21 protein-coding genes, 1 pseudogene and 1 riboswitch are annotated in these 22,367 nt (G+C 34.9%); of the genes and pseudogenes, 7 read left to right on the forward strand and 15 right to left on the reverse strand.

Annotation, left to right across the window (positions count from 1 at the left end; genetic code table 11):
- Positions 1 to 56: 56 nt before the first annotated feature.
- From pdaA to ACTXGU_RS14150, 4 genes are all read right to left on the reverse strand, one after another.
- The gene (gene pdaA / locus ACTXGU_RS14135) at positions 57 to 809 is read right to left on the reverse strand and encodes a delta-lactam-biosynthetic de-N-acetylase (RefSeq protein ID WP_443482253.1); all 753 of its coding nucleotides are present in this window, start codon (positions 807 to 809) and stop codon (positions 57 to 59) included.
- 108 nt (positions 810 to 917) lie between these two features.
- Positions 918 to 1,256, reverse strand: coding sequence for a hypothetical protein (locus tag ACTXGU_RS14140; RefSeq protein WP_443482169.1), 339 nt, complete (start codon positions 1,254 to 1,256; stop codon positions 918 to 920).
- Between the two features lie 210 nt (positions 1,257 to 1,466).
- On the reverse strand, positions 1,467 to 3,002 hold the full coding sequence (locus ACTXGU_RS14145; protein ID WP_443482170.1) for a fumarate hydratase: 1,536 nt from the start codon (positions 3,000 to 3,002) through the stop codon (positions 1,467 to 1,469).
- Positions 3,003 to 3,388: 386 nt separating this feature from the next.
- A complete protein-coding gene (locus tag ACTXGU_RS14150) occupies positions 3,389 to 3,571 on the reverse strand; it encodes an SE1561 family protein (RefSeq protein ID WP_443482171.1) in 183 nt (60 codons plus the stop codon).
- Between the two features lie 409 nt (positions 3,572 to 3,980).
- On the opposite strand from ACTXGU_RS14150, the gene yfkAB reads away from it, so the two are divergent.
- Positions 3,981 to 5,099 carry a radical SAM/CxCxxxxC motif protein YfkAB gene (gene yfkAB, locus ACTXGU_RS14155; protein ID WP_443482254.1) on the forward strand — a complete coding sequence of 373 codons (1,119 nt, stop codon included), beginning with the start codon at positions 3,981 to 3,983 and terminating at the stop codon, positions 5,097 to 5,099.
- Between the two features lie 138 nt (positions 5,100 to 5,237).
- Here the strand turns inward: yfkAB and ACTXGU_RS14160 are convergent, their stop codons facing one another.
- The 4 genes from ACTXGU_RS14160 to cax form a co-directional block, all read right to left on the reverse strand.
- A complete protein-coding gene (locus ACTXGU_RS14160; RefSeq protein WP_443482172.1) occupies positions 5,238 to 5,498 on the reverse strand; it encodes a hypothetical protein in 261 nt (86 codons plus the stop codon).
- A 623-nt stretch (positions 5,499 to 6,121) separates the two neighbouring features.
- On the reverse strand, positions 6,122 to 6,946 hold the full coding sequence (locus ACTXGU_RS14165; RefSeq protein WP_443482173.1) for a YfkD family protein: 825 nt from the start codon (positions 6,944 to 6,946) through the stop codon (positions 6,122 to 6,124).
- A 100-nt stretch (positions 6,947 to 7,046) separates the two neighbouring features.
- Positions 7,047 to 7,751 (reverse strand): YczE/YyaS/YitT family protein, encoded by a 705-nt coding sequence (locus tag ACTXGU_RS14170; RefSeq protein WP_443482174.1) that lies wholly within the window; start codon positions 7,749 to 7,751, stop codon positions 7,047 to 7,049.
- A 543-nt stretch (positions 7,752 to 8,294) separates the two neighbouring features.
- Positions 8,295 to 9,356, reverse strand: a complete 1,062-nt coding sequence (gene cax / locus ACTXGU_RS14175) for a calcium/proton exchanger (protein WP_443482175.1) — start codon at positions 9,354 to 9,356, stop codon at positions 8,295 to 8,297.
- Positions 9,357 to 9,870: 514 nt separating this feature from the next.
- Between cax and ACTXGU_RS14180 the strand changes: the two genes are divergently transcribed.
- The gene (locus ACTXGU_RS14180; RefSeq protein ID WP_443482176.1) at positions 9,871 to 11,790 is read left to right on the forward strand and encodes a heavy metal translocating P-type ATPase; all 1,920 of its coding nucleotides are present in this window, start codon (positions 9,871 to 9,873) and stop codon (positions 11,788 to 11,790) included.
- A 289-nt stretch (positions 11,791 to 12,079) separates the two neighbouring features.
- Here ACTXGU_RS14180 and ACTXGU_RS14185 read toward each other — a convergent pair whose 3' ends face one another.
- Both ACTXGU_RS14185 and ACTXGU_RS14190 read right to left on the reverse strand, forming a co-directional pair.
- Positions 12,080 to 12,838 (reverse strand): YihY/virulence factor BrkB family protein, encoded by a 759-nt coding sequence (locus ACTXGU_RS14185; RefSeq protein WP_443482177.1) that lies wholly within the window; start codon positions 12,836 to 12,838, stop codon positions 12,080 to 12,082.
- Positions 12,839 to 12,942: 104 nt separating this feature from the next.
- On the reverse strand, positions 12,943 to 13,413 hold the full coding sequence (locus ACTXGU_RS14190) for a low molecular weight protein-tyrosine-phosphatase (RefSeq protein ID WP_443482178.1): 471 nt from the start codon (positions 13,411 to 13,413) through the stop codon (positions 12,943 to 12,945).
- Positions 13,414 to 13,664: 251 nt separating this feature from the next.
- Here ACTXGU_RS14190 and ACTXGU_RS14195 point away from each other — a divergent pair, with 251 nt between their 5' ends.
- Together ACTXGU_RS14195 and ACTXGU_RS14200 are read left to right on the forward strand one after the other, a co-directional pair.
- The gene (locus ACTXGU_RS14195; RefSeq protein ID WP_443482179.1) at positions 13,665 to 13,886 is read left to right on the forward strand and encodes a DUF1128 domain-containing protein; all 222 of its coding nucleotides are present in this window, start codon (positions 13,665 to 13,667) and stop codon (positions 13,884 to 13,886) included.
- Between the two features lie 694 nt (positions 13,887 to 14,580).
- Positions 14,581 to 14,904 (forward strand): helix-turn-helix domain-containing protein, encoded by a 324-nt coding sequence (locus ACTXGU_RS14200; protein ID WP_443482180.1) that lies wholly within the window; start codon positions 14,581 to 14,583, stop codon positions 14,902 to 14,904.
- Between the two features lie 95 nt (positions 14,905 to 14,999).
- Here ACTXGU_RS14200 and ACTXGU_RS14205 read toward each other — a convergent pair whose 3' ends face one another.
- Entirely contained in the window at positions 15,000 to 15,155 is a 156-nt protein-coding gene (locus ACTXGU_RS14205; RefSeq protein WP_443482181.1) for an anti-repressor SinI family protein, read from the reverse strand.
- A gap of 32 nt (positions 15,156 to 15,187) precedes the next feature.
- Positions 15,188 to 15,272: riboswitch (cyclic di-GMP riboswitch) on the reverse strand.
- Between the two features lie 701 nt (positions 15,273 to 15,973).
- Between ACTXGU_RS14205 and ACTXGU_RS14210 the strand changes: the two genes are divergently transcribed.
- Entirely contained in the window at positions 15,974 to 16,306 is a 333-nt protein-coding gene (locus tag ACTXGU_RS14210; protein ID WP_443482182.1) for a helix-turn-helix domain-containing protein, read from the forward strand.
- Between the two features lie 115 nt (positions 16,307 to 16,421).
- Here the strand turns inward: ACTXGU_RS14210 and motB are convergent, their stop codons facing one another.
- The 3 genes from motB to ACTXGU_RS14225 all read right to left on the reverse strand — a co-directional run bounded on the left by motB (position 16,422) and on the right by ACTXGU_RS14225 (position 19,025).
- The gene (gene motB / locus ACTXGU_RS14215; RefSeq protein WP_443482183.1) at positions 16,422 to 17,219 is read right to left on the reverse strand and encodes a flagellar motor protein MotB; all 798 of its coding nucleotides are present in this window, start codon (positions 17,217 to 17,219) and stop codon (positions 16,422 to 16,424) included.
- Positions 17,212 to 18,009, reverse strand: a complete 798-nt coding sequence (gene motA / locus ACTXGU_RS14220; RefSeq protein ID WP_443482184.1) for a flagellar motor stator protein MotA — start codon at positions 18,007 to 18,009, stop codon at positions 17,212 to 17,214. Before motA ends, motB begins: the two co-directional genes overlap by 8 nt.
- Positions 18,010 to 18,647: 638 nt before the next feature.
- Positions 18,648 to 19,025 carry a J-domain-containing protein gene (locus ACTXGU_RS14225; protein ID WP_443482185.1) on the reverse strand — a complete coding sequence of 126 codons (378 nt, stop codon included), beginning with the start codon at positions 19,023 to 19,025 and terminating at the stop codon, positions 18,648 to 18,650.
- Positions 19,026 to 19,168: 143 nt separating this feature from the next.
- Here ACTXGU_RS14225 and ACTXGU_RS14230 point away from each other — a divergent pair, with 143 nt between their 5' ends.
- Positions 19,169 to 19,327, forward strand: coding sequence for a hypothetical protein (locus tag ACTXGU_RS14230; protein ID WP_443482186.1), 159 nt, complete (start codon positions 19,169 to 19,171; stop codon positions 19,325 to 19,327).
- A gap of 66 nt (positions 19,328 to 19,393) precedes the next feature.
- Here the strand turns inward: ACTXGU_RS14230 and topB are convergent.
- Positions 19,394 to 21,028, reverse strand: a pseudogene (gene topB / locus ACTXGU_RS14235) (DNA topoisomerase III); the annotation flags it as partial.
- A 125-nt stretch (positions 21,029 to 21,153) separates the two neighbouring features.
- Here topB and ACTXGU_RS14240 point away from each other — a divergent pair.
- Positions 21,154 to 22,365, forward strand: a complete 1,212-nt coding sequence (locus ACTXGU_RS14240) for a site-specific integrase (protein ID WP_443482187.1) — start codon at positions 21,154 to 21,156, stop codon at positions 22,363 to 22,365.
- The last annotated feature ends 2 nt before the right edge of the window (positions 22,366 to 22,367 follow it).

Here is a 22,367-nt window from a genome sequence, read left to right on the forward strand (position 1 = left end):
AAAAAACGCCATTTTTCGCCCATCATGATAAAAAAACAGACCCAAATTTGGATCTGTCATGAGGTTTTTTTCGTTAAATCATCAAGGCTTTTAAACGTATATCCTCGTTTCTTTAAGTCTTTAATAGCTTGCTCTAATGCGTCGGCATTATCTTTTGATACGGTATGCAGGAGCATAATACAGCCCGGATGCGCCTGTGCCATCATATTATCGTAGCTGTATTTCCAGCCTTTTTGTTGATCTGTTTTCCAGTCCACAAAAGCCAATGACCAGAATACTTGTGTGTATCCTAACTCTTTTCCTATTTTTAACGTACGCTCACTAAACACGCCACGTGGCGGCCGTAAGTAGGCCATGCTTTTTTGACCAGTCAGCTTTTCTGTTTCTGTTACGACCGTTTGTAATTCTGTTTTCAGCTTTTCATCCGAAACTTGCGTGAAATCTGGATGGTGATACGAGTGATTGCCGATAATATGTCCTTCTGCTACCATTCTTTTTACTAAATCAGATGCACTTGTTAAATAGTGGCCGGTGACAAAAAAAGTAGCTGGTACTTGTTCTTTTTTTAATACATCTAAAATTTTTGCTGTATAGCCATTTTCATAGCCATTATCAAATGTTAAGTAGAGTACTTTTTTATCTGGATTATCTTTATAATAAGCTCCATATTTACTCAGCAAATCATCTAGTTCTGTTCCTGCTTCTGCAGGCTGTTCGTTGGCAGCTTTTTTGAATCCCCAGTTGATCGGACGATTGGAGACATTCGCAAATGCAGGTTGAATGCCAACAAACAGCAAGAGACATAACATAACGCTATATTTTGCAATAACCTTCACTTTTTTTCCTCCTAACTTACATAACCTGCTCTTATTGTTTGAGTTAAAAAGGAAAAAATGCTTGGTTAATTTGGGTAAATTTTATTGAGTTTCTACTGTATTCTTTCTGGTAGATGAAAATTTTATTAAGCCGGATAATAAGAATAACATACTAACTGTCCATAAAACTCCTGCAATACCAAGACATAGAGAAATTTCTTCAGATGCCATCGGATGATTAACATCAAAACTGATTGCATTTAATGCTTGGTATATTGCCCAACTAAAAAACACAAAAAAACCAATAACCAGTCCATAAGCAGTTCGAAATGGCTTTCGTTGTTTTGAAAACATTAATAGCAATACAATGATAAACGCTATACCCATTATGATTGAAACTCCACCTATTAGCATACCCATTGTTTCTTGCTCCATTTGCATATTTCTACACTCCCGAACAAAAAATTTCTATCCTATTTATTTTAACATAAAATAACAAACTCTCTTGTAAAATGAAGACGAGGATTTGGAAAGGATTATTGCATTTTATTGTCAATTAGTCAGCAATTAATGTGTTATTTGTATCAAATAAATAAAGGGAGTCCAATTCATATGAAAATTGAACTCCCTATTATCTTGCTTTTTTAAAATTTACTGAAAAACAACTTCTTTAAATTGCCCCAATTTCTCTAAAGATGACTGTTCCACATCTTGATGAAGGGAATTGCCATGTGAATCCATTGTTACGACTGCTTTAAAGCCTTCGACACGTAAATGCCACATTGCTTCTGGGATGCCGAATTGCATCAGGTCGACCCCTTCAACAGATTTAATGCAATCCGCGTAATATTGGGCTGCACCACCAATGGCATTTAAATAAACGCCGCCATGTTCTTCTAGTGCTTTTAATGTTTTGGCACCCATGCCGCCTTTACCGATCACTGCTCGAATGCCAAACTTTTTCATTATATCGCCTTGATACGGTTCTTCTCTAATGCTCGTTGTTGGTCCTGCTGCTTTTACATGCCATTTGCCATCCTCGTCTTTTAACATAACCGGTCCGCAGTGGTAAATAATTTGGCCATTTAAATCGATTGGAGCGTCGTTTGTGCTTAAATGTTTGTGTATCGCATCTCTGCCTGTATACATCATTCCATTTATTTGCACAACATCGCCGACTTTTAATTGGCGGATATCTTCTTCACTGATCGGTGCTTGCAGTGTAATAACTTCTTCCTCACCAGTACTCTGTTTCGTTTCTTCTTGGTTAAAATTAATTTTGTCTCCGTCTTGATATTTCCATTCAGAAATAACTCCAGTCTCTGCGTTTACTTTTACCGCTAAACGACGGAATGCCCAACAGTTATAAGCAACAGAAACGAAGAAGCTTGCCGGAATTCTGTTCATTACGCCTACTTTACAGCCTAAAAGCGTCGTTTCGCCTCCGAATCCCATTGTTCCAATTCCAAGTTTATTAGCGTTTTCCATAACATAATCTTCAAGTGCAGCAAGTTCTGGATACGGATTTGTATCATCTACTGAACGGAAAAGCTGTTCTTTTGCTAAATCATATCCAGCAGAACGGTCTCCGCCAATTCCAACGCCGATGAAACCGGCGCTGCAGCCTTGACCTTGTGCTTGATAAACAGAATGCATGATGCATTTTCTAATGCCATCTAAATCACGGCCTGCTCTTCCTAACCCTTCAAGCTCACACGGAAGACTGTATTGAATATTTTTATTTTCACAGCCTCCTCCTTTTAAAATTAAAGCAATTTCGATGTAATCTTGTTCCCATTGTTCAAATTTAATAACTGGTGTGCCTGCTCCTAAGTTGTTTCCGCTGTTTTCTCCTGTTAAGGAATCAACCGAATTTGGTCTTAGCTTTCCGTTTTTAGTAGCTAGCTCTAATGATTCATAAATCGCTGCTTTTATTTCTAGTTGATTTGTTTGGATTGGTGTTTTAATTTTGAAAGTCGGCAAGCCAGTATCTTGGCATATAGGGGAAATTTCCTCATCAGCCATGCTAATATTTTGGGTAATCGTCGCTAAACTCATTGCAGAACGAGTCCCAGCACTTTCTAATGCCTTTGCTTTTTTAATTGCTCTTCGTACGTCATGTGGAAGATTTGTTGATGTCTCGACAACCAACTGATAGATGCTTTGTTTTAAGTTTTCTACATTCATGTCATTGCCCCTCACCCTATTTTTATTAATAGGAATTTAATCTACTGAAAATTATACTTTTCCTGACAAAAAGTTTTTTGTAATCGTTTTCAATTATTATTTTTGGCTGTTTTCTCAAAGTTTGTTGTTTTTATATAAAAAAATAGGAGAAGAAGTACTCAGCAGACGGAATACACGTAGACTCCTGTGGGAATGCGAGAAAGACGAGACCCCACAGGAGCGTATGCGACGAGGAGGCTCGACGCTCGCTAAACGGACGAAGTGTATGCAGGCTGCGCGTTTAAAAGCAACAATCTATACGAAAACAGCCTTATTTTTTTATAAAGTTATCCAAGAGGAAGAACCTTCTTTTTAATTGAGGTCCTTCCATGATTAGTTTGCATTTATTAATCTCGATGCTTAAATTCATTGCATTTTGATTCAATATCGTCAATCATTTCTATTAAACGGTCAATATCTTCTAACTCTGCTTCTTCTGGATCGATTGCATCCAATACTTCTAAAAACATATTTAATCTTGTTTTTAAAAAATCTACTTGTTCGTTTTTACCTGTAATCGAACTACCCAAAGAGAATCTCTCCTTTCACTATCATAATCATCCTACCGAACTTTTTTCGATTCGGCAATGCTTTTCCTTTTTCCTACCTATCATTTTACACCGTGTAGTAAAAGATGACATAAAAAAAGATTACCAATGGCCATTTTTCCTAGACTAGATACGATATCATGTTCCACTTTATGATACACTACTAAATAGATGCTTTACTAAAAACATATGTATATTAAGATAACGATTATCTGATTTTCTTCTATTAAATGCATCTTTATAAACAACAACATCGTGAAATCTTTCACTAAGTTTTCATACTCTATTTGATTCGAGCCAGCTTTTATTTGTTTTTTAAAAAGGGTTTGACAATCTTACCGTTTCGCTCAATAATGACTAAAGATTTGAATGAAGAAGGTGTAAATTAATGATTTCTCAAAACACATCTATTAACCCAAGTGTTGACCCGTGGGAAGCGTATATGGATATCGAGCAGCACGGGAAGCTAACACTTTCTAATATAGAATTTACGACCACTACATTATGCAATATGCGCTGTGAACATTGTGCTGTCGGGTACACGCTGCAGCCAAAAGATCCTAATGCCCTTCCGATAGACTTATTATTAAAACGATTAGAGGAGATTCCTCACCTTCGTTCTATCAGCATTACTGGCGGAGAGCCGATGATGAGCAGAAAATCGGTCGAAAATTATGTGGTGCCTTTATTTAAGTATGCACATAGCCGTGGTGTGAAAACCCAATTAAATTCTAATTTAACATTAGGATTAGATCGTTATGAACCGGTTATTCCTTATTTAGATGTTCTGCATATCTCGCATAACTGGGGAACAGAGGAAGAATTTGCAGAGACAGGCTTTGCGATGATGGCAAAAAAACCCACTTATGAACAAAGGAGCAAGCTGTTTCAAAATATTATTACAAACAGCAGAGCTTTAGTAGAAGCTGGTGTTGTCGTGTCTGCTGAAACGATGTTAAATAAGCGAACGCTTCCTTATTTAGAACATATTCATCGTCAAATTGTCGACGAAATGAAGTGTCAAAGGCATGAGGTGCATCCAATGTACCCATCAGACTTTGCTTCAACATTGGAAACCTTATCTCTTGATGAAATTCGCGACAGTATTCATCATCTGTTAGATATACGCGATGAAAATGTTTGGATGTTATTCGGCACCCTTCCTTTTTATCCGTGCAACAGCAAGGAAGACGATTTACAACTCTTAAATCGTCTATATAATAGTAAAAACGTAACCGTTCGTAATGATCCAGATGGACGTTCTCGTTTAAATGTTAATATATTCACAGGCGATGTAATTGTAACCGACTTTGGTGATACTCCCGCTTTAGGAAATATTCAACAAGACCACCTGGGAAGTATTTTTCAAAAATGGATGGCAACCGATTTAGCCAATTCTCTTAATTGCCACTGTCCAAGCGTTCGCTGTTTAGGGCCGAATGTGTTAGTGAAAAACAGCTATTATGAAGGCGTTGATTTTTCAAAAAGAAAAGCATTAATTGCAAAATAAAAAATGATTAAAATAATAGTCTGTTTATAATAAGAAGCGTCGAAGCTGGACAGTTCTATCTAACTTGAAACATATAAATTCTGGTGCTTGGACAAGGAATTGCTTCTCTTACCTTTGTTTTGTTCTTGATCAGGCGTCTCAAAGACTAAACTCGGGTTTTTTCCCCTTGTTTTGTCCTTGATAAGACATCTTAAAGACAAAACTCGGGTTTTTTCCTCTTTTTTGTCCTTGATAAGGCGTCTCAAAGACAAAACTTGGGTTTTTTCCCCTTTTTTGTCCTTGATAAGGCGTCTCAAAGACAAAACAAGGTTTTTTTCCTCTTTTTTGTCCTTGATATGGCGTCTCAAAGACAAAACTTGGGTTTTTTCCCCTTGTTTTGTCCTTGATAAGACATCTCAAAGACAAAACTCGGGTTTTTTCCCCTTGTTTTGTCCTTGATAAGACATCTCAAAGACAAAACTCGGGTTTTTTCCCCTTTTTTGTCCTTGATAAGACATCTCAAAGACTAAAACTCGGGTTTTTTCCCCTTTTTTGTCCTTGATAAGGCGTCTCAAAGACAAAACTTGGGTTTTTTCCCCTTGTTTTGTCCTTGATAAGACATCTCAAAGACAAAACAAGGTTTTTTTCCTCTTTTTTGTCCTTGATATGGCGTCTCAAAGACAAAACTCGGGTTTTTTCCCCTTGTTTTGTCCTTGATAAGACGTCTCAAAGACAAAACTCGGGTTTTTTCCCCTTGTTTTGTCCTTGATAAGACATCTCAAAGACAAAACTTGGGTTTTTTCCTCTTTTTTGTCCTTGATAAGGCGTCTCAAAGACAAAACTGGTTCTAACCACCTTGTTTTGTCCTTTATACCTTTAATGGCATACGAAAGGGACTTCCTAATATATAGGAGTTCCCTATTTTAGTTGAAATCAACAGTATTATTTAATAATTTAAGAAAAGCACACTCGTTTAAGTTGAATAATTATATACTTTCGTACCTTTCAAAAAAGGATGCAGCTGCATCCTTTTTCTTTTAAACTTATCTTGGCTTATCAGTTGCAAGGAATCCAAAAGAAATATGATCTTGCACAGGAATCCAGGCACCGATTCCTTGTGATGTCACGTTTTTCACGATAATCGTCTGTTTTCTTCCTTTTAACATTAAATATACTTCGCCATATGTTACTTTTCCCTTTTCATTTACAGCTGGTGCATATCCATATAAATAGCCAAGGTTTTTGGCAGGGATATTATAGACTTGGTCTTTTTTTGTTCCTGTCCCAATCACTGTTTCAAAAGCAAGTGGTAATCCTGATTTTTGCATTGCTTTTACGAGCATCATTTTTTTCACATCTTCTGCATTTGGAATTTTTGCTGTTAATCCGCCTCTCACTATTTTTTGTGCCTCTTGTACGTAATGAATTTGATACGGTGCATTTCCGCCTCTATTATCAAAGAAGTTGGTGTTAATTTTTTGATATTCCCAATTTGGCGCCGTTTCTGAAGACTCGTAATTTAATGGCCATTGCCCTAGATAAACAATTGCTTTATAGCCAAGTGTAAACGGTGTACTGTTAACTGATGACTCATTTAACATGCGAATTAAATCAGGATTTTCAATCTTTACTTTTGATGAATCAATAAGCTGTTGTGTTAATTCACTTGGCTGCAATTTCGGCATATCTTGCGCCGGATTCGGATACGTATTTTCTTTTGTTATGTTCATAACAGAATTCGGAATAGCTACTAAATTCGATTTAGGCAATTCCGCTTGCTTTTTTTCGTCTTTTTTTGCATAGGCAGGTGTTTGAGTTGTAAGCATCAATATAAAAGTTAATAGGACAAACGAGATTTTTTTACGCATAGTTAGAACTCCTTTTCATTTCAATAACGAATATTTATTGTTATTTTTTTCGGAGTTCGACATTTTTATCCATTAATTTTTTACAACAAAAGTTTTCTGCTTATTTCATCCATAACTTGTTCATGATTCCATTGCAATAAGGATGAAAAAATTGAATAGCTGGTCCGATGCCAAACGCAATAATAACAGTTCCAAGTCCAATTGGACCATTTACAAGCAAAGCAAACAGCAATGCTAATACTTCCCCTATTAATTTAGCCGCCATAATATTTAAGCCAAACCTTGTTTGCATACTTACCATAAAATGATCGATTGGATTTAAAGGAAATCTTGCTTGTAAATACATTGCAATTCCTAATCCAGCAATAATCAAACCAGCAATCAACAGTACAAATTGATTCTTAAAATAAAAATAATTAAAGCTGTTCAATAAAGCAGCCATCCAAAAATCGACAAAAAAACCGATTATAAATACAGTAATCAAGGAAAGGATATCCGGTCTTTTTTTCAACAAAAGTCCATTTACAAAAATTAACACAATGCCGATAATTACGATCCAGCTGCCAATGGTTAAACCGATTAAATGAGAAAGTCCTACATTTAATGCGTCCCATGGTCCTGCTCCAAGATTCGCTTTTATCGTAAGTGTTGCACCAAAAGATAATATGATAAGGCCAATTATATAAAAAAGACTGCGATAAAATACGGACATCTTATCTTCCTTTCTTTTTAAATAGACTGTTTTCTCAAAGTTTGTTGTTTTTTCAATAATACATATGGAAAAGCATTTCTTAGCAGCCTGCATACACGTAGTCTCCTGTATGAATGCGAGAAAGACGAGACTCCACAGAAGCGTATGCGACGAGGAGGCTCGACGCTCGCTAAACGGACGAAGTCTATGCAGGCTGCGCGTTTAAAAGCAACAAACTATACGAAAACAGCAATTAAATAATTACATGTCCTTAATACATATGCACAGTCTCAAAAAAACTTGTCCAAAAAATGCAGAAAATAATAATCTGAATATTTACAACTATCGAAAAATATACTATAATAAGCTTATCAAATAAAAGGAGGGCAGCTAATCAAACCGCTTTTTTAAACTAATAAAGGAGGATTATTAATACTATTGGATATTCATCAATCAAGCTTTATTTTATCGCAAATTAAAATGGAAAAAGGTTGGTGATTCGATGGAAGCGACTTGATTTACTTCCCTAAACAGAACATATTCATTTAAAGGTATACTTATTCAAACTAATATCCGAATAAAGAAAGGAAGATGTACATCCAAAAAAGCCCACCTGCTGTAAAGAAAGCAGGTGGGCTTCTGTTATGCTACTACCATTTACAATATATAAAATCCAATTCCCATAATGACATAGGCGGCAAGCAGCGTCGCACCTTCAAACCAATTTGTTTCCCCATCATTGGAAATAACGATCATTAACAATACCGACGCGGCCATAGAAACAAGCTCCGGCAACGTAAAGACCAAACTCATCGACGTTGGGAAAAATAACGAGATTAAAACAAGCAATGGTGCAACAAACATTGCTATTTGCAAAGTAGAACCTACTGCAATTTCTACCGCAATGTCCATTTTGTTTTTATATGCCATTACGATCGCAGATGCATGTTCTGCTGCATTACCGACAATCGCTACGATGATGACCCCAATAAATAACTCACTCCAACCGAACGACTCGGCTACGACTTCAAATGTATGTACTAAGTTTTCAGATACATACGCAACTGCTAGGGTAGCAATCGCTAAAATACCCATACTCTTTTTGACAGACCATTCCGGCGTCTCTTCATGAGCCTCATTGTTTCCTTTTGATTCTGACTGGTAAACCCCTCTATGTGTTACAAGTTTAAAGACCAATGCTGCTAAATATAATAAGATGAGAATGACGGATATTCCGACACTCAATGATTGCGTTTCGTTCCCATCCATAGATATGGAGAAAACTTCCGGAATTACAAATGCCACAATGACCGCAAACATTAATAATCCCGAATTATGGCGAGCATCATACACATTATAATGCTGTCTTTTGTATTTGATTCCTCCTATAAAAAAGGACAATCCAGCAACTAATAATAAGTTTCCAAGCACGGAACCGGTAAGTGATGCCAAGACTACTTCCGTTAATCCTTCCCTCAATGCAAAAATAGCAATAATTAATTCAACTGCGTTGCCAAATGTTGCATTTAATAGACCGCCAATTCTCGGTCCTGCGACGATTGCTAAGCTTTCTGTTGCTCTTCCCATAAAACTGGAAAGAGCAACAATCGTTAAACAATAAATGATAAACATTAAAATACTCGGCAAGTGTAATAAGGAGCCAATAACGGATAAAGGCACTCCTATAAAGGCCGCAAACATAAAGATTTTATTTACCATCCTAATTCCCTTCCTTTCATTTTAAGTTTAATTTTCCCTTTTCTGCTAAAGATAAACATCATGATATCAGAAGTACATTCCATTTCTCACTTATTTTAACATAGTTTAAACATAGAAAATAAAGGATCAACCAAATCTTTCGACAGTTCGCGGAATTACCGGAATTAACGCAGGATTTCCTTTCCTTTTCGCGAATTTATTGCTATTATGTTTTATTATTTTTCGGAAAACAAAAATTATTATAAACTAGTTAAGTTTTTAGAACAAAGTAATGGGAAATGCATATATAATATGGTAAGATGATTGTAATTAAATAATCTCTGTAAGCAATATGGATGATAACTTCGGCTAAAAATTCAATTGTATAAACAGTTTTTCGTAAGGAATAATGCTGTCACCTGTAGAGGTGGCAGCTTTCGTGTTTTTTAAGGGTAATGAATGTGATTCTCTCTCTCAATAAGAATTAGTCATCTTTGCTAAAAGAAAATAAAAAAGAAAACAGGAGGAATAAAAAATGACAACAGATACAAGAATGCTTTCACAAAGACAAATAGAAGAAGAAACTTTATTAGAAAAAGTAACGCCCCATTTAGAATTAATCGCTGCCATCATCAGCGGTGTTCTTATCTTAACAGGATGGCTGCTTAAGTCTTCACAACAAGAAAGCTTATCTATCGCATCCTATATACTTGCCTTTATTATCGGAGGCTTTGCAAAAGCAAAAGAAGGTATTGAAGAAACGATTGAAAACAAAGAATTAAATGTAGAAATGCTGATGGTATTTGCAGCAATTGGTTCAGCTATCATTGGTTATTGGACAGAGGGAGCTATCTTAATTTTTATTTTTGCAGTAAGTGGTGCCCTTGAAACATATACAATGAATAAAAGCAATAAAGAAATCTCCTCTCTTATGAGTTTACAGCCGGAGGAAGCAGTTAAGCTCCTTCCAGATGGCAGTGAAGTAGTTGTCCCTGTTGCTTCCTTGTCAATCACAGATAAGATCCTGATTAAACCTGGGGAAAGAATTCCGGCAGACGGAAATATACTAATCGGAAATAGTTCTATTGATGAATCGGCGATCACAGGTGAATCCGTACCAGTAACAAAAAGCATTCATGACGAAGTATTTGCTGGAACAGTTAATATTAATGGTTCTATTACAGTAGAGATAACAAAAAATACAAACGAAACGCTCTTTCAAAAAATTATTACACTCGTTCAATCGGCACAAAGTGAAAAATCTCCTTCTCAAGCATTTATTGAGAAATTTGAAGGAACATATGTAAAAGTGGTTTTAGCTTTTGTGTTTGTCATGATGTTTCTTCCGCACTTTCTATTTGACTGGTCTTGGAATGAGACATTTTATCGAGCAATGGTTTTATTAGTGGTTGCATCACCATGTGCCCTTGTTGCGAGCATTATGCCTGCCACTTTATCGGCTATATCCAATGGTGCACGAAACGGAATTCTTTTTAAAGGCGGCGTTCATTTAGAAAATTTAGCACATATTACAGCAATTGCTTTTGATAAAACAGGTACACTAACAAAAGGAAAGCCAGTTGTAACAGAAGTACTTGTTAAAGAAGGCTTATTAGAAAAAGAGATATTGCTGACTACTGCAAGTATTGAAAGTCATTCGAACCATCCATTAGCAAAAGCGATAGTTCAATATGCAAAATCTACTTACGAAGAAGAACTTCTTCAGCCGAACAGCATTCAAGATACTTCTGGATGGGGAGTAACTGCTGTTGTACAAGAAGAAGAATGGAGAATTGGGAAAGCAGAGTTTGTTGGAAAAGAAGCAGCCGAACAATTTCGTAACTATGCATACAATCGCTTAACAGAAGAAGGAAAAACAGTTGTTTTTGTCAAAAAAGCGGAAGAAATCGTCGCATTAATTTGCTTAAAAGATATTGTTCGTGACGAGACAAAAAAGGCGATCGACAAATTAAAACAACAAAATATTTATACCGTTATGTTAACAGGAGACAGTGAAAAAACAGCAAATGCCATTTCAAAAGAAAGTCATGTGCATGAGTATATAGCCGAATGTTTGCCTGAAAATAAAGTAACGCATATTAAAGAATTAAAAGATAAATATCAAAATGTGGCAATGGTTGGTGATGGCATTAATGATGCTCCTGCACTTGCTACGGCAACTGTAGGGATTGCAATGGGAGAAGGTACTGATGTAGCGTTAGAAACCGCCGATGTTGTCCTGATGAAAAATGACTTGCCAAGAATTGCCGAAGCAATAAAACTTTCGAAAAAAATGAACCGCATTGTTAAACAAAATATTATTTTTTCAATAACTGTAATTATACTCCTTATCAGCTCAAACTTTTTACAAATGCTTGATCTTCCATTTGGTGTAATAGGTCATGAAGGAAGCACAATCTTAGTCATTTTAAACAGTCTGCGTTTATTACGTTGATAATAATGATGATGTAACAGTTTTCATCGAATAAAAAAGGCTGACTCTCCAAAAATCGTTATTAACGACTTTTGGAGTCAGCCTTTTATCATTTAATGATAGCCATTTTGTCCATTTGCAGAACTGGATGTTTTATGTTTTGGTTTACTTTTCCCTTTTTGCTTCGTACCGCCGTCTTTTTTTGGCATAATGTGAATCCCCCTATTTTGAAATTTCCCCTTTAATAGTTTGTACTTCATGACATTTTTTATAAAGGTAAATAACGGATTAAACCTGCCAAGTGTCTACTTCAACATTTCTTTTTATCGGTATAATAGGCGTTAATTTCTCCGCCAATCATTATTATCACGCCTGTTAAATAAAACCATATCATCGTGATAATAATGGCTCCGATGCTTCCGTAAGTCGCTGAATAGTTGCCGAAATTTCCAACATAGTAGGAAAAACCGAATGAAACAATCACCCAGCCAACAGTTGCAAATAGTGCTCCTGGAATAGCACTGATGCATGTAATTTTTATATTCGGTGCAAACCAATATAATGCTAAAAAAACAATAAATAAAATAACTGGACTAACTAAAAAGCGCATAGCGCCCCAAACCGTTAAAAATTCATTAGACAAATTAAATTTGGAAAAAAGAAAAATACCTATTTGCTCTCCAAAAACCGGCAATAATAAAGCAATGACCACAACTGCAATCATCGCTAACGTTAAAACGATGGACATGGCTCTTGCCACAATAAATGAACGCGTTTCTTGCACATTATAGGCTTTGTTAAATGCTTTTACGATTGCATTTAAACCATTTGATGCAGACCAGATCGTTGCGATAATCCCGAACGATAATAATGTCCCATTTTTATTTAACACTTGTTCTAAATTTGATTCAATAATAATCATGCTGTCACTAGGTGCAAATGTTTCAAAAATCCCTAACAAGTCTTCTTTTGTTATCGGTAAATAAGGAAGTAATGTCATCATAAAAATGATAAGTGGAAAAATCGACAATAAAAAATAATAAGCCAATTGTGCAGCAAGATCAAACACATCATCCTGCTTTATTTTTTGTGCTAATTTCTTTATAATCGTGATAATGTCTCCTATTTTTCTTCACCTTCCTATACTAAAAAAGAAAATGGTTTGTACTATTATTAAAAGTGATACGTTGTTTTAATCTCCTGTAATAATGCTTCACAGCCCTCTGTAACTAACCCGTATACTTCTTCAAAATTACCTGTATAATAAGGATCTGGTACTTCTTTTCCCTTGTTTTGTTCCGTATAATCTAATAGCAAACGAGCTTTGGCAGTAGGGTCCGCACTTAATTTTTTCATGTTTTCAATATTGGTTGGATCCATAGCAATTAAATAATCGAATTGCTCAAAATCTTCTTTTATAAACTGCCTGGCAACGATCCCTTTTTCACTAATATTGTTTTGTTTTAATATATGTCTCGTTCCTTTATGAGGGGGATTACCAACATGCCATCCACCAGTACCTGCTGAATCGCAGCTTATTTTATCTTCTAATCCTTCTTTTTTTACAAGATTACGAAAAATTGCTTCTGCCATTGGCGAACGGCATATATTTCCTAAACAAATAAATAACACTTTTACTTTCATGATAGTTTCCTCCAATTTAATTATTACATACATACAATACACACTAGCATTCCTACTAAATTGAAGCAATCCTTCTGCTTTTTTCCTTCACGGCTGATTTATCAGCAGGCACAGAACAAGCACTTTTAAAAAAATATTGCAGTTAATTGGGCTGCTAGGCAATGACCATTGACTTTTTCGCAAACCCATGAAAAGATGTATTAAATAGAAGCTTAATATAGATTTAATTGAAGAAAGGAGAAATACAAAACATGAATTTAAATACGAAATCACCTGAGAATGTGGAGTATATGATTGAACAAATAAAGGAAAAATTAAAAGTTTTAAACTTCGGAGCTATTAAGCCATCTCATTTTGATGGGGAAATGTATGAAGAATTAAAAGAAATTTACGAACATGTCATGAAAAAAAATTCATTTAGTCCAAATGAAATGCAAGCAATTGCTGAAGAATTAGGTTCCCTTCGTAAATAATACCTTTTCACCAAAAGAGGGAACAAGTTCATCATTCCCTCTTTTACACTATAAAACGCTGCGTAAAATCAATATATCACATTTTATGATGAAGTGTAGCTATCCTTTTTTAAGCAGGAAGAAGAAGCTGTGGTTCATGATATACATAAAAAGCTATTTAGCTGATCTAATGAAAATCCTTCTGGAATAAACAATACAGCAATATTATAATAAGAATTTCTCCCTACTTAGGGAATCTTTTTATTTGTGATAAGATGAAGAAAAAACTTTTTTCCATTTGTTTACTCATTTCTTCATGGAGTTCAAGTAGACAATCGCCATTTATTTACCAATACGTCTCTGGATAAAATGTATATCTAATTAATAAAGGCTGTTTTCTAAAAGTTTATTGTTTTTGAATAAAATAATAAACTAGCTAAAACACTGAGCAGCCTGAATACACGTAGACTCCTGCGGGAAATGCGAGAAAGACGAGACCCCGCAGGAGCTAGCGACGAGGAGGCTCGGCACTCGTCCGCGGAAAGCGAAGTGTATTCAGGCTGCGGGTTTAATAACAACAATCTATAAGACAAGAGCGTTAATAAAAATACATGAAGGAATTGGACAACATCGAACAAATCGTTCTTTATATGGAACTTGTTGTTAATATTTGATATGATAGTAGTACAGATTTTGATAAGGTGAGTGAGGCTGTATGATTGGAGATCGTGTAAAGAAAATACGACAAGAAAAAAAAATGTCATTGTCAGAATTAGCCGAACAGGCTGGAGTTGCCAAATCGTATTTAAGTTCATTAGAGAGAAATTTACAATCCAATCCATCCATTCAATTTTTAGAAAAAATAGCTGCTGTTTTTCATATTCCTGTTGATCATCTTATCAACGAACAACAAAATAAAGAGGAATTAGATGCAGAATGGCTTAAAATCGTAAAGGAAGCGATGGATTCTGGGGTCTCTAAAAACGAGTTTCGAGAGTTTTTGGAATTTAACAAATGGAGAATTGAACAAAAAAAATAGAACCTCCATCGATAATGTAAGTTCTGCAACTGGGAAGGCACAAAGTTTGTGTCTTTTTTATTTTATGTAAAATACTAGGGAGATACGAATCTAAATTATTCATTAGCCGTTTTAAGAATTAAGCAATCATTTAAATTATTTCGAATAAAATTGCGCACTTCTTGTATATCCATACCGAGTTTTTTTGCTTCCATGATTAGTTGTATCCAATCTGTGTCCAGCTCTTCCTTTAATAATTTTTCATCTATCACTTAATTCTTCCCTCCCAAAAATACGTTTGTATTTTTGCAGTCCGGCTATCATCGTACATATACTTTAGACCCGTGACTTTGCGTCCCTTTCTTTCGAAAGGTTTGCCATTTTCATTACTTTCCCTTACTAACCAAAAAGACTACCTATTTACTATTTCTATATTATACAACTTAGTTCATTTTATATGTGACTTATTTTGTCGGATTATTATGCATTTTACGTTGTTTTTTCCTAGTATTTTCAACATTTTATTTATGATTCCATATAATTTGTCGAATTTTCTGCCAAGTTATTTTTTATCATTTTCCCTATCATCTTCTTTATTACCATCCATATTTTCATAGCCGTTTATAACTTTTCTAACTAAAAAATTTGTATGAATTTGTTCAAAAGTGTTTGCATCAAAAAATGGGTTTGTTGTTAAATCATTATGACATATAGGGCAATACCATGATCCTATCTCACTACTGCTAAAGGAAGGTCTATGACATTTATCACAATTTTTCCTGTATATATTCCCCACCCTCTTTTTTCTATCAATTTTATTCTTCTTAAATTGCAAATTGTGTCAAATTACAGCGGAAAGTTCTTTTTAAATGTTTATATCGTTCTTTTTATAGAACCATCATACGTAGTATAGTTCAAATCTCTTATTTTGGAAAATTCTAAAAATGTTCATTTTTTCTTTTTAACGAACAATTTTCGTTCTTTTTCTCGTCTTTTCTCTTATTAACTAGCTTTTTCATACTTTTTATCGAAGAATTTGTTCGTTATAATGAAAAATATATTTGTACAATACGTAAGGAGAATTATCTAAATGGTAGGAGCACGCATTAAGTCATTAAGATTAAAAAAAGGTTATTCTATTAATGAGCTGTCAGAACGTGCAGGTGTTTCCAAATCATATTTAAGCTATATCGAACGTGGCATCCAAAAGAATCCATCCTTACAAATACTTTCAAAGCTTGCTAAGACCCTAGATACCAATTTGGATGAACTGCTGGAAACAGAAGATGCCATTGTATCAGAAACAGTGGACGAAGAGTGGTTGAAGCTATTGGAAAATGCAATAAAGGAGGGGGTTACAAAAGAAGAATTTTCTTATTGTTTAGATTTTATCAGATTCAAAAAAAGGACAAATGATAAATAGAAAATCATGTTTCAAAAAGGCTTTTTTCGTATAGATTGTTGCTATTTAACCACAGCCTTTACAAAAAAAAAGAATGACTCCAATAGTCTTATCAATAACCATGGAAGTCACACTTTTAATTTTTTACTGTTCGCGGTTGTATTAAAATTTCTACTCGGCGATTTTTCTCTCTGTTCTTTGCTGTTTTATTACTAGCAATCGGTTTAAATTCTCCATACCCCTTTGCACTAAAGGAACTTGGATCCAAGTTATGATTATTTAGCAGCAGCTTCATAAAATTAATTGCTCTTGTAACGCTAAGCTCCCAGTTCGATTCAAATTTAGCATTACGAATTGGAACATTATCGGTATGACCACTAATAATAATACTTCTTGGTGGATCCATTACAAGTAATTTCGAAATTTCAGAGACCACTTTTTTGTCGTGATTCCGTATATCCGCACTTCCTGATGCAAACAAGACATTATCTCTTATTGAGACGAGTAAACCTTCATCCGTTAAAGAAGTTTCCAGCTTGTCTGTTAACTTTTTCTCTTTAATGTATGAATTTACCTTATCCTGAATTTTTTCTAACTCTTTTTGATCTTGCTGCTTCTGCATTTCTTTTAATTCTTCTTCTGTAATAGAAGATGATTCTTTTGTTTTCTGCTGTTTATTTGGATTGTCTAAGTCCACTTTTTCTTCTATAGGAGTTGATGCTGGGCTAGGATAGTCAAATATGCCTGTACCACTCTGAAATTGTTTATTAAAAACATCTGCAAGTGCTGCGAATTTTTTTGCATCGACAGAACTCATCGCATATAACACGATAAATAAAGCCAATAATAACGTTAATAAATCAGAATAGGGAACAAGCCAAGATTCATCTACATGATCTTCATGATGTTCCTTCTTTTTTCTTTTTTTACTCATTATTATTCACACTTTCTGTTTCTTCTAAGAATTTTTTTCTTTCAGCAAGTGGCAGATAAGAAGCTAATTTTTGTTCAATTACTCTAGGCGCTTCTCCTTCTATAATCGATAATATTCCCTCTATCATTAAATACTTTTGCTTTGCTTCTATTTGAGATTTTCTTTTTAATTTATTGGCAAATGGATGCCATAATACATATCCAGTAAAAATCCCCATTAATGTCGCTACAAAGGCTGCACTGATTGCATGTCCTAAGCCTTCTGCATCGTCCATAAATCCTAAGGCTGCTATCAACCCAATAACTGCTCCAAGTACTCCTAATGTTGGTGCATACATTCCAGCCTGTGTAAAAATAAGCGCTCCTGCTTGATGTCTCTCTTCCATCGCTTCAATCTCTTCTGATAAAACATCGCGAATATACTCAGCACTTTGACCATCAACAGATAAAGATAAACCATTTCGTAAAAAAGGATCCTCCACTTCATTCGTTTTTGCTTCTAGTGCTAATAAACCTTCTTTCCGTGCAAGCTGCGCCCATTCAGAAAACATACGAATAAGATCGGGGATGTTTTGTTGTTTTTGCTCCTTAAACAAAATCCCGAATAATTTCGGTACCCTCTTTATTTCACTTGTTGGAAAAGCAATAGTAACTGCTGCTGCTGTTCCTAATAAAATAATTAATATTGCTGCGGGATTGACCAATACTGCAGGGTTAACTCCTTTAAAAACCATACCAACGCCAACCGCAATCAACGCAAGTATTATCCCTATAAGAGACGTTTTATCCATTCAATTCACCTATCTTACTTCATAATATTTCCTCAAGCTGTTGAAAAACGTTCGCTCTCTTCGTCACTCCCCGTTTTTTGCGGTGCTCATTACCAGGTAAAAGTGGAGGAACGACTAAATACGCAACGTCCTGTTGCAACGTCGTTCTGACCAACTTCCTGTTAGCCGCCGCTCCTCAAAAAGGGTCATTCCTCGATAGACAAACGTTTTCAATCAGCCTGAAAGTTTGCAGTCTTACTTTTTCGATACTCTGCTGTATATTGTCAACACTCTTAATCCTCTACTCTATACTTCGACATTTCTTGTCATTTTTTTAGGGAATTTTTCTTTTATTTTTAGAAAATCCTTATTTTGTCACAAATTCTAAAACAAAAAGGCTCTTTTCGATAGATTGTTGTTATTAAACCCGCAGCCTGAATACACTTCGCTTTCCGCTGACGAGTGCCGAGCCTCCTCGTCGCTATGCTCCTGCACAAGTCTCGTCTTTCTCGCTTTTCCCGCAGGAGTCTACGTGTATTCAGGCTGCTCAGTGCTTCAACCATGTTTATTGTTTTATTCAAAAACAACAAACTTTTAGAAAACAGTCAACAAAAAAGACGACATTTTACAACATCCTCTTGAAGTTAAACATTTATTTGTCACTTTTCCCATAGTTTACTTTCTATTTTTTGCTGAAATTTTTTAAACGAAGCGGAATGTGAAGTGCCTCTCTTTTCTCTCATCATTTTATTAAATCGCAATAATTTTTCATTGTATTTTTTTTGCAGTTCTTCTTTTTCTTTATCACAGCATGTTTTTAATAAATCCTCGATTGTTAATAATTCCTGCTTTAGCTGATTTTCTTCTGGACTGAATCCGGCATTCTTTAAAACACGATAAGCCATTCGAAGTTCTTCAGGAACTGCAGCCAAGTCATCTTTAGGCAAAGTTTTTCCAAAACCAGGCAAATTGTTAAATTCTCCATTTTTATACGCTTTTTTTATTTTTTCTTCTGAAATGAGCGAGGAAAAATCCATAATAGACCTCCTAAATCTTTTCTTCATCTTACCAAAAAAAGGTGCGTGTATACAGTAACTTATTCTATGCTTCTTTTTAAGTGAGTATAGAAATGCAGCTTTTATCAGACAATAAAAAAGTCAAAGAAAAGGAGGAAAAAATAATGGCTCGCGGTAAACATTTTGAACATAAGAAAAAGCATCATCCAGGTCCTTTTCCTGAAAATACTCGTATGAGTACACATGTTAAAGATGCACCAGAAGATGAGGAATTTATTGTTACGCAGGAGGCTTTTAAGAATCGGGTGGAGGAGGAAGAGTAATTTCTTCCTCTTTTCCAGACTCGTGACAATCGTTTGCTTTCTTCGTTGCTCTCCTTCCTAAAATGATTATTTATCTAATTTAAATCCTTTTAATAAATCTGCAAATGCATTATTAATTGGTTCAGCTTCTTTTTCTTGCTGCTTCATATACTTCTGTACAGTACGTTTATCTACTTTTCCACCAGATTCTTTTTTACGTCTTGCTTCAAAAGCAGACATTTTTTCTCGATATCCACATTTGCATGCGAAGATTTGACCTGTGCCTTCACCACGAAGTTCCATTTTCTTTTTACATTGAGGACAGCGTGCGTTGGTTACGCGTGCTACGTTCTTTCTATGACCACATTCACGATCTTGGCAGACAAGCATCTTGCCTTTTTTGCCGTTTACTTCAAGCATTGGCTTTCCACAGTCAGGGCAAGACTTTGTTGAGATATTGTCGTGTTTATATTTTTTATTGCTTGCTTTAATTTCTGCGACAATTTCTTTTGTATGTTCTTTCATTTCATTAATGAATACATCTTTTTTTAGTTTCCCTTTAGCTATCAGCTCAAGCTTTTGTTCCCACTCAGCCGTTGTAGCTGGCGATTTTAATTCTACTGGTACTAAATCTAGTAGTTGGCGACCTTTAGAAGTGATATAGATTTCTTTTCCACCACGTTTTTCAATTAGAAATGAATTGAATAATTTATCAATAATATCGGCCCGAGTTGCCACAGTACCAAGTCCACCAGCTGATTTTAACGTATCTACAAGCTTCTTATCGTTTGTTTCCAAGTACTTTGTAGGGTTTTCCATTGCTGATAGTAAAGTAGCCTCTGTAAAACGTGCAGGCGGCTTTGTTTGTCCTGATGTTTGAGCGATTAACTTTGTTTTTAATACATCCCCTTTTTCAAGACGAGGTAATAACTGCTCTTTTACATCATCCGTTGATTCTTCCTCATCGAAACGGTTTTCATATACTTCTTTCCACCCAGCGTTAATTACCGTTTTTCCTTTGGCAATAAATTTTTCATCATTGATTTTTGCTTGTACTGTTAACTGCTCGTATTCAAAAGCAGGAAATAATACAGCTAAGAAACGTTTTACGACAAGGTCATATATTTTGCGTTCTTTATCTGTAAATGCTGAGAAATTCACATAACCTTCAGTTGGAATGATAGCATGGTGATCACTTACCTTGCTATCATCTACAAAAGCTTTCGTTGCTTTAATTGGCTTTTTTAAAACTTTATTAGCGAGTAAACGATATTCCCCTGCACCACACGCTTTTAAACGCTCTGGAAGCGTACTAACAATGTCTGAAGATAGAAAACGCGAGTCTGTACGAGGATATGTTAACACTTTATGTTGCTCGTACAGTTTTTGCATAATATTTAATGTTTCTTTAGCTGAATAACCAAAGATTTTATTGGCATCACGCTGCAACTCTGTTAAATCATATAGAGCAGGTGAGAATGTTTTCTTTGCTTTACGGTCAATGGAAACAACCGTCGCATCTTTACGTCCCAGTGATTGAACGACTGAATCGATTTTTTCTTTATTAAAGCTGCGACTATTGCCATTCGCATCTTGCCAAGTTAATTTAAGTCCATCTGTTTGCGCTTCAATGCCATAATACGTTTGAGGTTTGAAATTCTTAATTTCCTCTTCACGTGCTGCAACCATTGCAACTGTTGGTGTTTGCACATGTATACTGTTTTTAGGGCAGAATTTAATATATTCTTTTAATAGTGATTATATCAATAATAATTTCACCCAGGTACATTTTTATTCTGGGTATAAAAAGTAAAGAAGTATAGTAATTGAACTTACGGGAGGAAACTATGAGATTTGTTGTAAGGGAATTTGATGAAGCTTCAAAAAATGGAGAAATATTCAGTAGTATTGGTATCGGAGTTAAAGAAAATGATTATCTAATATTTCCTTCACCTCTTTCAAATTTCATAAAAAGAGAATATAAGAATAAAGGAAGGGATATTAATAGTCAAAGAAATGCAGCTTATGCAATAACAAGATTTTTAAATTATTTATTTAAAAATAAAGATAATTATCCTGAATTGATATTAAGGGGATTAAGCAGTTTAACTCTTCAACACGGAGCTGATTATATCTCCTATTTATCATTAAAAAGTAGAGCAAACGAATTAAAAAGTGGATATGTAAAAACTGAGATACAATATATAAATAAATTTTACTATTGGTTAATATCAGAGAAAATAATTAAACAAACTTTTAGTGTAGATTACAAGACTACTTATTATGGCAGGAAAAATACGCAAATAGAAAGTAACCTTTTTGAAACTACTAATGATTTAGACATTATTTTACCAATAAGAAATTCCATTCAAAATAATGTTATTAAAGACTTCGGTAAAAATAGAAATAGACTAATTATAGATTTTATTATGACAGCAAAGCGTATTGAACCACTAATGGCGTTAGGTATAGCTTTACAATTTTTTGGAGGATTAAGACGCTCCGAAGTTATTAACTTAAAACGCTCTAGTTTAAAATGGACTAATAGTAACCTAATAGTTGAGATTAGAGACAATCAAGACATCTTATTTGCCGATGCAATAAACAAAGCTGATATTCAAGTTAAATATCCAAGAGATCAAATATGTATTTGTCCTGAAATTATAAAGCCCCTGCATGAAGAGCACCTAAACACGCTAACTAAATTAACTAAAGGAACTTCCGAAGCACTTTTTATCTCAACACGGAATTTCAAAGCCTTAAGGGGCAAAAGATATTCAGCAAAAATTGATAAGATTAAACAACAGTTTCTGAATGACTTACTAATAAAAAATCAAGTCGAAGATTATATACTTTTAACAAACAACAAATGGTCTACACATATTGGCAGGGGTGTTTTCACTAACATATTAATAGATTTGGGTCTAACCCCCACCCAGATTGCATTAGCTAGGGGCGACAGAAGCTTACAGTCCGCATTAAGTTATGTAGATGAAAATACATTACTTAGCTCCATGAATTTAGCAATCAATAATTTTAACATGCTAAAGGAGGTGTAAAG

Origin of the sequence: Niallia sp. 01092, from assembly GCF_052318935.1 — a bacterium.
Taxonomy (GTDB): domain Bacteria; phylum Bacillota; class Bacilli; order Bacillales; family Cytobacillaceae; genus Niallia.

Coding starts and splice junctions, on each gene's coding strand:
- pdaA (WP_443482253.1), bottom strand. CDS start 809: ATGTTATGTCTCTTGCTGTTTGTTGGCATTCAACCTGCATTTGCGAAT.
- ACTXGU_RS14140 (WP_443482169.1), bottom strand. CDS start 1,256: ATGCAAATGGAGCAAGAAACAATGGGTATGCTAATAGGTGGAGTTTCA.
- ACTXGU_RS14145 (WP_443482170.1), bottom strand. CDS start 3,002: ATGAATGTAGAAAACTTAAAACAAAGCATCTATCAGTTGGTTGTCGAG.
- ACTXGU_RS14165 (WP_443482173.1), bottom strand. CDS start 6,946: ATGCGTAAAAAAATCTCGTTTGTCCTATTAACTTTTATATTGATGCTT.
- ACTXGU_RS14170 (WP_443482174.1), bottom strand. CDS start 7,751: ATGCAGGCTGCTAAGAAATGCTTTTCCATATGTATTATTGAAAAAACA.
- cax (WP_443482175.1), bottom strand. CDS start 9,356: ATGGTAAATAAAATCTTTATGTTTGCGGCCTTTATAGGAGTGCCTTTA.
- ACTXGU_RS14180 (WP_443482176.1), top strand. CDS start 9,871: ATGACAACAGATACAAGAATGCTTTCACAAAGACAAATAGAAGAAGAA.
- ACTXGU_RS14190 (WP_443482178.1), bottom strand. CDS start 13,413: ATGAAAGTAAAAGTGTTATTTATTTGTTTAGGAAATATATGCCGTTCG.
- ACTXGU_RS14195 (WP_443482179.1), top strand. CDS start 13,665: ATGAATTTAAATACGAAATCACCTGAGAATGTGGAGTATATGATTGAA.
- ACTXGU_RS14200 (WP_443482180.1), top strand. CDS start 14,581: ATGATTGGAGATCGTGTAAAGAAAATACGACAAGAAAAAAAAATGTCA.
- ACTXGU_RS14210 (WP_443482182.1), top strand. CDS start 15,974: ATGGTAGGAGCACGCATTAAGTCATTAAGATTAAAAAAAGGTTATTCT.
- motB (WP_443482183.1), bottom strand. CDS start 17,219: ATGAGTAAAAAAAGAAAAAAGAAGGAACATCATGAAGATCATGTAGAT.
- motA (WP_443482184.1), bottom strand. CDS start 18,009: ATGGATAAAACGTCTCTTATAGGGATAATACTTGCGTTGATTGCGGTT.
- ACTXGU_RS14225 (WP_443482185.1), bottom strand. CDS start 19,025: ATGGATTTTTCCTCGCTCATTTCAGAAGAAAAAATAAAAAAAGCGTAT.
- ACTXGU_RS14230 (WP_443482186.1), top strand. CDS start 19,169: ATGGCTCGCGGTAAACATTTTGAACATAAGAAAAAGCATCATCCAGGT.
- ACTXGU_RS14240 (WP_443482187.1), top strand. CDS start 21,154: ATGAGATTTGTTGTAAGGGAATTTGATGAAGCTTCAAAAAATGGAGAA.